The sequence below is a fragment of the Bacteroides cellulosilyticus DSM 14838 genome, from assembly GCF_000158035.1.
Lineage (GTDB): Bacteria > Bacteroidota > Bacteroidia > Bacteroidales > Bacteroidaceae > Bacteroides > Bacteroides cellulosilyticus.
On record NZ_EQ973489.1, the window covers coordinates 295,142 to 306,411 of the forward strand.

The following is an 11,270-nucleotide window of genomic DNA, read 5'->3' on the forward strand; positions in this document are numbered from 1 at the left end:
ACCGCTACAAACATAATAATTTTATATCCATGAAGAAACATCTTATTACCGGACTCTTTGCAGCCCTGGCTCTGACTGCAAATGCACAGTCCTTTAAAGAGTGGCTTGATCCGGAAATCAATGCCGTGAACCGTGCTCCCATGCACACTAATTATTTTGCTTATGAATCGGCAGATGCCGCCATGCAAGGCAAGAAAGCCCAATCTACTAATTACATGACTTTGAACGGTACCTGGAAATTCTTTTGGGTACGCAATGCCGACCAGCGTCCTACCGACTTCTGGAAAGTAGGTTTCAATGACCGTGGTTGGAATAATCTGCAAGTTCCCGCAGTGTGGGAATTGAACGGTTACGGCGACCCCATTTATGTAAACACTGGTTATGCCTGGCGTAATCAGTTCCAGAACAACCCTCCTGAAGTTCCTACAGAGAACAATCATGTAGGTTCTTATCGTCGTGAAATCATTGTTCCTGCCGACTGGAAAGGGAAAGACATTATCGCTCATTTCGGTTCTGTAACCTCCAACATGTATCTCTGGGTAAACGGCCGTTATGTAGGCTATAGCGAAGATAGCAAGCTCGAAGCCGAATTCGACCTGACTCCTTATTTGAAGCCCGGACAAACGAATCTCATCGCTTTTCAGGTATTCCGCTGGTGTGATGGAACCTACCTGGAAGACCAGGACTTCTTCCGTTACAGTGGTGTGGGACGTGATTGCTACCTCTATGCCCGCAACAAGAAACGTATCCAGGACATCCGTATCACTCCGGATCTGGACGAGGCATACAAAAATGGTTCCCTGCGTGTGATGCTCGACCTGAAAGGCAGCGGTAATGTGAACCTGGAATTACTTGATGCTGCCGGCAAAGCAGTAGCTACGGAAACAGCCAAAGGTAGCGGCACTATTTTGATGAATGTAGAAAATCCGCATAAATGGACAGCTGAAACTCCTTACCTCTATACACTGCGTGCCACTTTGCAAGGCAGCAACGAAGTAATCCCCGTAAAGGTAGGCTTCCGTAAGATCGAATTGAAAGGTGACCAGATATTAGTAAACGGCCAGGCCGTTCTCTTCAAAGGTGCCGACCGTCATGAAATTGATCCGGATGGTGGTTATGTCGTATCTCCCGAACGCATGATCCAGGATATCCAGGTCATGAAGAAATTCAATATCAACGCTGTGCGTACCTGTCACTATCCTGATGATAATCTGTGGTATGATCTTTGCGACCAATACGGTTTGTATGTAGTGGCTGAGGCTAATATCGAATCACACGGTATGGGTTATGGCGACAAGACCCTTGCCAAGCGTACCGACTATGCCAAGGCTCATATGGAACGCAACCAGCGCAATGTACAACGCGGCTTCAACCATCCCAGCATCATTTTCTGGTCATTGGGTAACGAAGCCGGCTTCGGACCTAATTTTGAAGCTTGCTACCGTTGGATTAAGAATGAAGACTCCAGCCGTGCCGTACAATACGAACAGGCACACGGAAACGAATTTACCGACATCGACTGCCCCATGTATGCTGATTACAAGCACATGGAAAAATATGGCCAACGTACAGATGCCAAGAAGCCTCTTATCCAGTGCGAATATGCCCACGCTATGGGTAACTCACAGGGTGGTTTCAAAGAATATTGGGATTTGATCCGTAAATACCCCAACCTGCAAGGCGGTTTTATCTGGGACTTCGTAGACCAGTCCGTTCGTTGGAAAGGTAAAGACGGTGTAACTATCTACGCTTATGGCGGCGACTTCAACCGTTACGACGGTTCCGACAAGAACTTCTGTGATAATGGTCTGATCAGTCCCGACCGTGTTCCCAATCCGCACATGTACGAAGTGGGTTACTATTACCAGAACATCTGGACAACTCCCGCTGACCTGAAGAACGGCGAAGTGAACGTGTACAACGAAAACTTCTTCCGTGACCTTTCCGCTTACTATCTGGATTGGCAATTACTTGCTAACGGTAAAGTAATTCGTACCGGTCGTGTAGAAGACCTCAACGTAGCTCCGCAGCAGACTGCCAAAGTGAAATTGAACATCGGCAAAACCTGCGAATGTAAAGAATGGTTGCTGAATGTAACTTATCGCCTGAAGAACCGCGAAGGCTTACTCCCTGCCGGATATGCCGTAGCCAAAGACCAACTTGTACTGAACCCCTACAAGGCTCCTGCCATGGACTTGAAGAATGTGGAAGTTGTGAATATCCCCACCGTTGCTCCTCAAATTCAGGAAAACGATTGGCGTTATCTGATTATCAACGGTGATAACTTCCGTTTGGAATTCAACAAACATACCGGTTACCTGAATCGCTACAACGTAGCAGGCACGGAATTGATGAACGAAGATGCCGAACTGGCACCTAACTTCTGGCGTGCACCTACAGACAATGATTTTGGTGCAGGTTTGCAACAGAAATTCGCTGCCTGGAAGAACCCGGGTCTGAAGCTGACTTCCTTCAAATGGGAAACAGTAGACAATCAGACAGTGGTACGTGCAGAATACGAAATGAAGAATGTTTCTGCCAAACTGGATCTTACTTATGTAATCAATAACAAGGGTGCTGTAAAGGTGACTCAGAAGATGACTGGCGATCCGCAGGCTAAAGTATCTCATATGTTCCGTTTCGGTATGCAGATGCAGATGCCCAAGACTTTTGAAACTGTAGAATACTATGGCCGTGGCCCGGTAGAGAACTACAGTGACCGCAATCATTGTACAGATCTGGGATTGTATCGCCAGAGTGTAGATGAACAATTCTATTCTTATATCCGTCCGCAGGAAACAGGTACGAAGACCGATATCCGCTGGTGGAAGCAACTGAACGATGCCGGACGCGGTTTGCAGATTGTAGCTGATGCTCCGTTCTCTGCATCAGCCCTGCACTATACTATCGAGTCTTTGGACGATGGTTGGGAGAAAGCCCAGAATCACTCTCCTGAAGTGAAAGAAGCTAACCTGACAAATCTCTGCATCGACAAGGCTCAGATGGGCTTAGGATGTGTGAACAGTTGGGGTGCATGGCCGTTGCCGCAATATCAGTTGCCTTATGGTGACTATGAATTTACGTTCATTCTTACTCCGGTACAACACGGTATAGAAATTGAATAAGTAAATCTATCTCAATTCTCCTCCCAGGAGGAGGGGAATTGAGATACTCTTTATTATACTCATTATTATTATAGCATGAAGAAAAGAGAACTATTACTCCTTTTATTCTCCTTGTGTTCTGTCCTTGTATCTGCCCAGCAGAAAGTCCCAAACCGTTTCCGTACCAACATCCCTCTTGATTCCATCCACCTAAGTGACCCTTGCATACTGGCCGATAAGGAAACCTCCACTTATTACATGACCGGTACTGGCGGCCTCCTCTGGAAAAGCAAAGACCTTGCCCGTTGGGAAGGCCCTTATCGTGTAGCTGAAACTGATCCTGACTCCTGGATGGGTCCTAAACCCGAAATTTGGGCAGCCGAATTGCATGAATACAATGGAAAATATTACTATTTCGCCACTTTTACGAATAACGCCATCAAGATTGATACCGTAAAAGGAAACGTCATCCCCCGTCGTGCCAGTCACATCCTGGTCAGTGATAAACCGGATGGCCCTTATAAACCTATGAAAGACCCCACTTACCTGCCCGAGAATATGCCTACCCTTGATGGCACATTCTGGGTGGACAGTGACGGCAAACCTTATATGATCTATTGCCACGAATGGCTGCAAAACTGGAACGGTACGATGGAAAAGATCGAATTAAAGCCCGATTTAAGCGGTTCCATCGGCAAAGGAAAGATTCTTTTCCGTGCCAGTGACTCTCCTTGGAGCCGTGAGAAGATGGAGGACAAAGTATTACCCAACCGTGTAACCGACGGACCATGGCTTTTCCGCACAGGTACGGGCCGGTTAGGCATGATATGGACAAGCTGGGTATTCCAGGACTATACACAAGGCGTTGCCTATTCCGAAAGCGGAACTTTGGATGGCCCCTGGATACAAGAGAAAGAACCGATCACTCCGCCTAACTTCGGACATGGAATGTTGTTCCGTACTTTGGATGGTGAGTGGATGATGTCGGTTCATAGTCATAAAGACGTGAACGGGCGATATATTCGTATTCCGCACCTGTTTAAAGTCGATTTATCGGGGGATAAACTGAAAATTGACTGATTTATCACCTTTTATGAAACAATTGTGCTACTACTGAATAGAAATTTCACCCTATCTTTGCAACATCGACAATAGGTTATAGATTAACATAAGATTGGTATTAATAAACAAAGGGTAGTTTTTTAAGTCACAGTTTTCAGTAGGTAGTATTTATAAGAGAGGGCAATCTTCGAATCAAGAAGATTGCCCTTTTATATTAACCATAGGAAGATTCCCTATACTGTTTAGGCGACATACCCAAATGCTGTTTTACGTACTTTCCAAAAAAAGACAGATTAGGGAAATTCAGTTCATTGGCTATTTCTTTAATACTCTTCTGAGAGTTTCTCAACAGATACAAAATATCTTTCACCATGTATTGAGTGATGAGTTCGGAAGCCGTCTGTCCACTGACTTCTTTGCAGACTGCCGATAAATACTTAGGAGTAACATACAGTTGGTTAGCGTAGAATCCAATCATGCGTTCTTTGGGGTATGATGAAGACAAGAGACTGATGAACTCCTTAAATAAGTTTTCGCCCGAGGTGAATGTTGGCGGTTTCAGCTTGATGAAGCGTTCCAGTGCATCATGAAACTCATAAAGAAATGCTTGGATCAGAGAGTCGATCAGTTCCTTTTGATGTTTGCATGGAGTGCCCAGCATTTTAGAACGCAACAGGGAATAGTATTGGCAAAACAACTCTGCCTCTTCTGCATTCAGTGAAAGAATGGGGATTTTCTCAATGAACATTTTCAAGTCCCAGCTTTCGCCCGCTATGAGAAGTAATTGCTTCATGTACTCCGATGACAGACAGATGCAACGGCATTCAAAATCAATACTTATCATACTATTTTCCAATATGATATTAGGATGGCAAATGAACAGATCGTTCACGTGTATCATTCGCGATTCTCCATTGATATAGAGCGAACCTTTTCCTTTTACGCACAACAAGATGATGTATGCCTCAACTTTTACAGCCTGTTCTATATTTAAACTTTGCAATTCATCAATGATAGCTATGCGGCTGTCATTATATACAGATATCTTTTTTACCAAGACATCATCCAAACATCCTGATCTCAGTTTTGCCTCCATACACTATATTTCTTTTTGGTTGCAAATAAACAGAATATCCGGTAGATGTAGATGATAGATATTTCCAGAATAGTGTCCTATTTAGCTTATTTGATATTTGTTTTGAAAAATAGAACACTTCTGTGGTAATATGGAAATTAAGCCCTTTCGATAAATCATTTTCCTTTGCACCGGAAATAATGAACTAAAAATGGAAAAAAGTATGAGACAACTTTGTAATGTAACGGTGCTATTGCTATTATTTGGCCTGACGAGTTGCCAGAATAATGGAGACAAACAGACTACTATGACTCCGGTAAAGGTGAAAGTTTTACGAGTTTCTTCTTCTGAGATAGATGGAACGGAACGTTTTTCCGGTACGGTGGAAGAAGCGAACAGCACTTCGCTTAGCTTTTCGATTATGGGAACGGTAAAAACGGTACATGTGGGTTTGGGTGACCGGGTAGCGAAAGGCCAACTTATTGCTACGGTCGATCCGCTTTCCATGCAGAGCAGCTATGATGCTGCCAAAGCTTCACTGGCACAAGCGGAAGATGCCTATCGGAGAATGAAGGAATTGTATGATAAAGGAAGCCTTCCCGAAATAAAGTGGGTGGAAGTGCAGAGTAAGTTGCAACAGGCAAAGTCAATGGAAGAAGTGGCGCGTAAGAACCTGGATGATTGCAAACTCTATGCGCCCTTCAGTGGAATCATATCGGAAAAGATGGCAGAGGTAGGGCAGAATATAATGCCGGGCTTACCGGTGGTCAAATTAGTGACAGCCAATCAGCTGAAAGTGAAGATTGCCGTTCCGGAGACAGAGATTGCCGCCATTGCCACGGGACAAAAAGCAACGATTACCGTCTCTGCCTTGAACGGGCGTGTCTTCGCGGGAACAGTAACAGAGAAAGGAATTGTAGCCAATCCGCTTTCACGCTCATACGATGTCAAGATACGGGTGGATGATGCTGATAAAGAGTTGATGCCGGGTATGGTGGTGGAAGCGGTCTTGTCCGGTACGGGGATGGGAACACTTCATGTTATTCCTGCCCACATTGTCCAACTGGACGAGCAGAACCGTTCCTTCGTCTGGGTGAATGCCGGAGGAAAAGCCAGTAAACGCATGATCCAATGCGGAGGATTTACAAGTGAAGGAGTCGTTGTGCTGTCCGGTTTGGAGGAGAGTGAGGAAATCATTGTGGAAGGACAGCAGAAGGTATGTGAGAATACATCCGTGGTTTTATAACTAAATGAGGAACAATCAAAATATTAGTCACATCACCGACAAAATATAAGATAATGAATAAGAAACGTAACGCAGTAGAATGGGCGATGCACTATCGCCAGATTATAATTCTCGTTGTGTGTTGCCTTGTTGCTTTTGGAATTTACAGTTTGCCGAATATGCGCAAGAATGAATTTCCTGACTTCACAATCCGTCAGGGTATTGTAGTGGCAGTAGCTCCGGGCAACACGGCAGAGGAAATGGTGGAACAGGTAGCCAAACCCTTGGAAAATTATATTTTCAGCTATAAAGAAGTGAAGAAAGATAAGACTTTCTCCATGAGCCGCGATGGCATTATTTATATTCAGGTACAACTCAATGACGAGCTGAATAACAAAGATGAATTCTGGAGCAAGTTCAAGCACGGTGTTTTCACTTTCAAGGAGCAATTGCCCAAGAATGTACTGGCTGTACAGGTAATGGATGATTTTGGCGATACTTCCGCCTTGCTCATCACTATGGAAAGTGTGGACAAGACCTATCGTGAACTGGACGACTATATGGACGCCCTGCAAGACCGCCTGCGCCGTATCAACAGCATCGGGCGTATGACGGTAAGCGGAATGCAAAAGGAACAGATCTCCATATATCTGAATACCCATAAACTTTCGCAATACGGGCTGACTGAACAGACACTCGCCGTTACCCTTTTTACGAAAGGTTTCACTACTTCGGGCGGTCGGGTGAAGAATCCTGTATATGTTCAGCCTGTCTATGTGGCTAAGTCATTGAATACGGTGCGCGATGTGCAGGAACAAATCGTTTATACTGATCCGATGGGAAATAACATTCGCCTGAAGGACGTGGCCCGTGTGGTAAAAGAATATCCTGCCCCCGACAGCTATATCACTAACAATGGTAAAAAATGCCTTTTGCTAAGTATAGAGATGAAGAAGGGCAAGAACATCGTTCAAATGGGAGAGGAGATAAACCGGACGATTGCAGAGTTTCAACCGTCATTACCGTCGGATGTCAACCTTTTTTGTATCACCGATCAGAGCCAGGTAGTAGGAGATAGTGTGGATAACTTCCTGCACGAACTGTTGGTTGCCATTATAGCGGTGATTATAGTGGTGATGCTCCTGTTGCCTATGCGTGTGGCACTGGTAGCCGCTTCCACTATACCTATTACAATATTCATATCATTGGGATTGTTTCATGCCTTTGATATCGAACTGAATACCGTGACTTTGGCGGCTCTTATTGTAACCTTGGGGATGATTGTGGATAACTCAATCGTCATTATCGATAGCTATCTGGAAAAGTTGGGTGAAGGTGTGTCGCGCTGGCATGCTTCGATACAGAGTGCCACGCATTTCTTTAAATCGATATTCTCGGCGACGTGTGCCATCAGCATCACCTTTTTCCCCTTCCTTATCACAACAACAGGACAGATACAGGATTTTCTGGTTAGTTTCCCTTGGGCCATCAGCATCGTGTTGGGAGTATCCTTGTTGGTGGCTGCATTGTTAGTGCCGTTCATGCAGTTCTATTTCATTCGCAAACCGATGGAGAGTGCAACAAATAAGAATGGAAAAAAGAAGTTTTCCTTCCTCGATGCTTTGCAGAAATACTATAATAAATTACTGGATCTCTGTTTCACCTGGCCCCGTATGACGATGGCTTTAGGCCTTCTTTCTATTATCATAGGCATCGTCCTGATGGGTAAACTGCCGCAAAGATTGATGCCGATAGCAGAACGCAACCAGTTTGCTGTGGAAATTTCCCTGCCTACGGGAACCGCTGTAGAGAAGACCGGGCAAATAGCCGACAGTCTGGAACATATCCTGCGCAATGATTCGCGTGTAGTGTCTGTGGCATCCTTTGTGGGTTGTGCTTCTCCACGTTTTCAGACAGCCTACGCTCCGCAGATAGCCGGGACTAATTTTGCACAATTCATTGTCAATACGGTAAGCAACCAAGCGACGGAAGACCTACTGAATGAATATGCACCTAAGTATACCGATTACTTCCCGGAAGCCTTGGTACGCTTTAAGCAACTGAGCTATAACGAAGCGACGTACCCTGTTGAAGTACGCCTCAGCGGTGAGAATATCGACACATTACGTCGTGAAGCCGACAAGGTGACGGCACTGTTGAGCTCCATGCCCGAATTGGTATTGGTAAGCACTAACTTTAATGATCCGCTTGCCACTACCCGCGTCGTACTGAAAGAGGATGAAGCCACCCGGTTGGGCATCAGTAATGTAATGCTGGAAACCACCCTTGCCATGCGTTACGGCAGTGGTATCCCCGTAACAACCGTTTGGGAAGGTGATTACGATATTTCTGTCAAGTTGAAGAACTTCCAGACGGATTCGGCCAGCAGTTGTGATTTGGAAGACGAACTCATACCTGTTGCCGGAGGACTGGCGAATGTACCTTTGCGGCAAGTGGCCGATGTGGTTCCGGCATGGGAGAACGGTCAGATTGTACGTCGCAACGGCATTTATACGATTACTGTCATGGCAGACCTTCAGCGCGGTGAGAATGGTATGGACGTAACCGGCAAAGTACAGAAAGCAGTAGCGAATCTTTCATTTTCTCCTGATGTAACCCTGACTTATGGTGGTGACCTGGAAGATAGTGAAGAGAAACTGCCTCCCATTCTGGCCGGATTGCTGATTGCTGCCGCTATTATCTACTTTATCTTGCTGATCCATTTCCGCAATGTCAATATTGCCTTGCTCATCTTTGCCTGTATGGCCCTTTGCGTGTTTGGAACGGCTGTAGGAGTACTTGTGCAGGGCGTGGACTTCGGCGTAACCAGTATTCTGGGCGTTGTTAGCCTGATGGGTATCATTGTGCGTAACGGTATTATCATGATAGACTACGCTGAAGAATTACGGAAAACGGAAAAGTTGGGTGTGCGCGATGCCATTTATCATTCGGCCCGTCGTCGTATGCGTCCCATCTTCCTTACTTCGGCAGCTGCATCCATGGGTGTCATCCCGATGATACTGGGAGGCAGCGGACTGTGGATGCCAATGGGAACCGTTATCTGTTACGGCACACTCATCACAATGGTATTTTTGCTTACAGTGCTTCCGGTCTGCTACTGGTTCATGTTCAGTGGCTCTACACGTAAGCGCATAGCTATGGAGAAAATGGAAAATGAGTAAAACAATCAATAGATACAGCATTATGAAACAGAGATTGAATCGATATATATTTCTTTGGTTAGTAGGTTTCACACAGTTGGTTCCGGTTTCTGCCCAGCGTGTGTATACTCTGGACGAATGCCTGCAACGGGCTCTTGAAAACAATGTGCGGATAAAGAATGCCGGCAATAATCTGGAAATAGCCAAACAAGGCAGTCAGGAAGCATTCACCAAGTATTTCCCTTCTTTGAGTGCGACAGGTACGGGATTTATGGCTGACAAAGGATTACTTCAGTTGGACATGGGACCTGGAATGCAAATGTCACTTATGAAGAAAGGAGTGGTAGGGGGCGTATCGGCCTCAATGCCGCTTTTCACGGGAGGGCAGATTGTAAACGGTAATAAGTTGGCGAAGGTAAACATTCAGGTTAACCGGTTGCAATATAACCAATCGGAAAATGAAGTGAAACTTACTACTGAGAACTATTACTGGCAGGTTGTGATGTTGAAAGAGAAGTTGCAGACCATTACTGTGGTCGAGGCACAGTTGGCTAATCTGCTGAAAGATGTCGAAGCTTCGGTAAATGCCGGAGTGACAACGCGCAATGACCTGCTCCAAGTACAGTTGCGGCAGAACGAGATAGAGAGCAGTCGCAGCCAGATTGAGAATGCGTTGACGCTTTCACAACAAGTGCTGGCACAGTATATAGGAGAAGATTCCGGAATTGTGGATGTTCCTCCTGTCGCTGGCGAAGTCTTGCCGGAACATCCGCAGGGACTTTACAGGAATCCTGAGTCCTCCCTGGTTCTGACCAATGAATATCACTTGTTGCAGCAAAACCTTAAAGCCAATAAGCTGCAACGCCGCATAACCGTTGGCAAATATCTGCCTACCGTTGCCATTGGCGGTGGATATATGTACGACAATCTGATGGATAAAGACCACCCTTTCTGGATGGGTTTTGCCACAGTTTCAATTCCTTTATCCGGTTGGTGGGGCGGCTCGTATGACGTGCGGAAACAGGAACTCCAGGTACGCAATGCCGAGAATCAGCTTACGGACCAGAGCGAACTGCTTATCCTCCGTATGCAACAGAATTGGAACGACCTGACGGATGCTTATAAACAGATGCAAATATCCATGCGATCCATTGAACAGGCCACGGAGAATCTTCGCCTGAATACGGACTACTACAAGGCCGGAACCTGTACGATGAATGACTTACTGGATGCCCAGACGCTTTTCCAGCAAAGTAAGGACCGCTATGTGGAGTCTTATGCCCGGTATGAGGTGAAGAAGTGCGAATATTTGCAGGCTACGGGGCGTTAGTCTTGCGATTTCCGTAACCTGATATATTCCGATGGTGCCATTCCATATTCCTCCCTGAAGCAGGAGCGGAAATATCCAAGGTCATTGAAGCCGCTTGCATAGGCTGCTTCTGAAATATTATGCCCTTCTTCCATCAGTAACCTCAAACTGTTTTTCAGTCTGATTTTCCGGATGAGTTCATTGCCTGACATTCCGGTCAGGCTCTTGATCTTCCGGTAGAGTGTGGAATGGCTCATGTTCATTTTCTCCATCATGAAGGACATGTCCATCTTTTCCATGTCTATATTCTCCTCTACGATGGTGGTGAATTTGG

Annotated in this window: 7 protein-coding genes; 5 read left to right on the forward strand and 2 right to left on the reverse strand. The window is 45.6% G+C overall.

Annotated features, from left to right (window positions below; genetic code table 11):
• The first annotated feature begins 29 nt into the window (after window positions 1-29).
• Window positions 30-3,125, forward strand: a complete 3,096-nt coding sequence (lacZ, locus tag BACCELL_RS03885) for a beta-galactosidase, LacZ type (protein ID WP_007210251.1) — start codon at window positions 30-32, stop codon at window positions 3,123-3,125.
• A gap of 75 nt (window positions 3,126-3,200) precedes the next feature.
• Window positions 3,201-4,184: a glycoside hydrolase family 43 protein gene (locus tag BACCELL_RS03890; protein WP_007210252.1), complete on the forward strand. Its 984-nt coding sequence runs from the start codon at window positions 3,201-3,203 to the stop codon at window positions 4,182-4,184.
• A 196-nt stretch (window positions 4,185-4,380) separates the two neighbouring features.
• Here the strand turns inward: BACCELL_RS03890 and BACCELL_RS03895 are convergent, their stop codons facing one another.
• Complete coding sequence (locus BACCELL_RS03895; protein ID WP_007210253.1) at window positions 4,381-5,262, reverse strand: helix-turn-helix domain-containing protein; 882 nt, start codon at window positions 5,260-5,262, stop codon at window positions 4,381-4,383.
• Between the two features lie 202 nt (window positions 5,263-5,464).
• Here BACCELL_RS03895 and BACCELL_RS03900 point away from each other — a divergent pair, with 202 nt between their 5' ends.
• Genes BACCELL_RS03900 through BACCELL_RS03910 form a run of 3 tightly spaced genes read left to right on the forward strand, consistent with a single transcriptional unit; the run spans window position 5,465 to window position 10,957 of the window.
• Entirely contained in the window at window positions 5,465-6,487 is a 1,023-nt protein-coding gene (locus BACCELL_RS03900; RefSeq protein ID WP_044153279.1) for an efflux RND transporter periplasmic adaptor subunit, read from the forward strand.
• Window positions 6,488-6,540: 53 nt separating this feature from the next.
• The gene (locus BACCELL_RS03905; protein WP_007210255.1) at window positions 6,541-9,648 is read left to right on the forward strand and encodes an efflux RND transporter permease subunit; all 3,108 of its coding nucleotides are present in this window, start codon (window positions 6,541-6,543) and stop codon (window positions 9,646-9,648) included.
• Window positions 9,641-10,957 carry a TolC family protein gene (locus tag BACCELL_RS03910; protein ID WP_007210256.1) on the forward strand — a complete coding sequence of 439 codons (1,317 nt, stop codon included), beginning with the start codon at window positions 9,641-9,643 and terminating at the stop codon, window positions 10,955-10,957. Before BACCELL_RS03905 ends, BACCELL_RS03910 begins: the two co-directional genes overlap by 8 nt.
• Here the strand turns inward: BACCELL_RS03910 and BACCELL_RS03915 are convergent.
• Window positions 10,954-11,270 (reverse strand): helix-turn-helix domain-containing protein (locus BACCELL_RS03915; RefSeq protein ID WP_007210257.1); only part of this gene is annotated, 317 nt, incomplete at its 5' end. The genes BACCELL_RS03910 and BACCELL_RS03915 overlap by 4 nt on opposite strands.